At 66.5% G+C, this 1,840-nt stretch carries 2 protein-coding genes; one reads left to right on the top strand and one right to left on the bottom strand.

Translation table 11 applies throughout. The features are described from left to right. On the bottom strand, nucleotides 1–464 hold a 464-nt coding region (locus RMO89_RS13980), incomplete at its 3' end, for a hypothetical protein (protein WP_310533845.1). A gap of 166 nt (nucleotides 465–630) precedes the next feature. On the opposite strand from RMO89_RS13980, the gene RMO89_RS13975 reads away from it, so the two are divergent. Further along, a complete protein-coding gene (locus RMO89_RS13975; protein WP_310533843.1) occupies nucleotides 631–1,809 on the top strand; it encodes an amino acid aminotransferase in 1,179 nt (392 codons plus the stop codon). Nucleotides 1,810–1,840: the final 31 nt, after the last annotated feature.

Raw genomic sequence — 1,840 nt, 5'->3', positions numbered from 1 at the left:
GCGATGGCTTCGTCCGCCGCCTTGTCCGGCGTATCGGCCTTTAGCGTGTGCGGCGGGACAATCGTTGCGCTGCCGAGGCGGTCCTTGCGGGAGAACAGGTGAAATTCGGCGAAGTTGCTGGCGGACCAGTGCGCCAGTTCTTGCAGTCGCTCGAACTGACGCTTGTCGTGCGCGCCGCTCCAGCGTTCGGGATCGGCGTTCTTGGCGGGTGCCTTGAGCTCGATAAAGGCGCGCGCGGGCTGGCCGGGGCGGATCAGGGCAATGTCCGGGCGGCCCACTCCCGGTTTGTTGAACTCCGGCGATACGGTTAGCTGCGGTACGGCTTGGAGCAACGGCAGCAGATTGGTGACCAATTCCTGAAATGCCGGGGCAAGTGCGGGTTCGGACGCTTCGGCGTTGGCGCGCAGTTGGTCGCGGATGCGCTTCGCATAGTGCTTGAGATGATTGTGTATTACGCTTGGCATTTTCCTGAGTTAGCGTTTCGTTCAAGCCGCGTCATCATGAATTGGGTGCAATTCTTGCAAGTTGCGAGATGCCGACAAGGAACCGCCCACGGAACGCTAAACAGGCCAACGCAGCCCAATTCACCCTTGCCCCGGCGCGCCTCGCGGGGCTAGGGGCGCGGGCATCATGCTCAGCAACCTTGCTCCCCAGCCCGCCGATGCGCTTCTCGCGCTGATCAAGCTCTACGCCGCCGATCCGCGCGCCGACAAGATCGACTTGGGCGTGGGCGTCTATCGCACCGGGCAGGGCGACACTCCGGTGTTCGGCGCGATCAAGGCGGCCGAGCAGCGGCTGATCGATACGCAGGATTCGAAGAGCTACCTCGGGCCTGAGGGCGACATGGGCTTCGTCCACGCGCTGATGCCGTACATCTTCGGCGGGGACGATCCCAGTTTAGGTGGCCGGATCGAGGGGATGCAGACCCCCGGCGGCACCGGCGGGGTGCGGCTCGCGGTGGCGCTCGCGCTCAAGGCCGGGGTCAAGCGGGCGTGGATGGGTACGCCATCGTGGCCCAACCATGCACAGATTTTCGGCGATCTCGGGCTCGCGCTCAAGACCTTCAGGCATTCCACAGCGGATGGCGCGGTCGACATGGACGCGCTGCGCGGCGCGATTGCCGAGGCGGATGCGGGCGACGCAATCCTGCTCCACGGCTGCTGCCACAACCCCACCGGGATCGATTACAGCCCCGCACAGTGGGACGAGATCGCCGCGCTGGTCGCGGAGAAGCGCCTGCTGCCGCTGCTCGACCTCGCCTATCAGGGGCTAGGTGCGGGGATGGAGGAGGACGCCTACGGGGTCCGCGCGGTGCTCGCTGCGGTGCCCGAGGCGCTGATCGCCTATTCGTGCGACAAGAACTTCGGGATGTACCGTGACCGGGTCGGCGCAATCTATGCGATGGTCGCCGATCCGGCGCTGCTGCCCATGGTGCTCTCGAATGGCGCAACTTTGGCACGCGCGGCCTGGTCGATGCCGCCCGATCACGGCGCAGCGGCGGTGCGCCTGATCCTCGAGGACCCGGCGCTGATCGCGCTGTGGCAGGACGAGCTCGATACAATGCGCGCGCGGATGAATCAGGTGCGCGCGCGGCTGGCCGAGGCGGGCCAGCAGGGCGGGGTCGATTTCGCGCCGCTCGGCGGCCAGAACGGGCTGTTCTCGGTGCTCCCGCTGAGCGGCGAGCAGGTGCTGCGGCTGCGCGCGGAGCACGGGATTTACATGGCCGGGTCGGGGCGGATCAACGTCGCCGGGCTGACCACCGCCAACGTCGACCGGTTCATCGCCGCGCTGGCGGATGTGACCGGGTAGATTGGTTCACACGAAGACACGAAGATGGTGC

This window comes from Novosphingobium sp., from assembly GCF_031424035.1.
In the GTDB taxonomy this organism is placed as follows: domain Bacteria; phylum Pseudomonadota; class Alphaproteobacteria; order Sphingomonadales; family Sphingomonadaceae; genus Novosphingobium.
The sequence above is the reverse complement of the archived record's forward strand: the minus strand, read 5'-3'. Positions and strand labels throughout refer to the sequence as shown.

What these genes read in the sequence shown, in the direction of transcription:
- RMO89_RS13975 (WP_310533843.1), top strand. Translation starts at nt 631, where the DNA reads ATGCTCAGCAACCTTGCTCCCCAGCCCGCCGATGCGCTTCTCGCGCTG.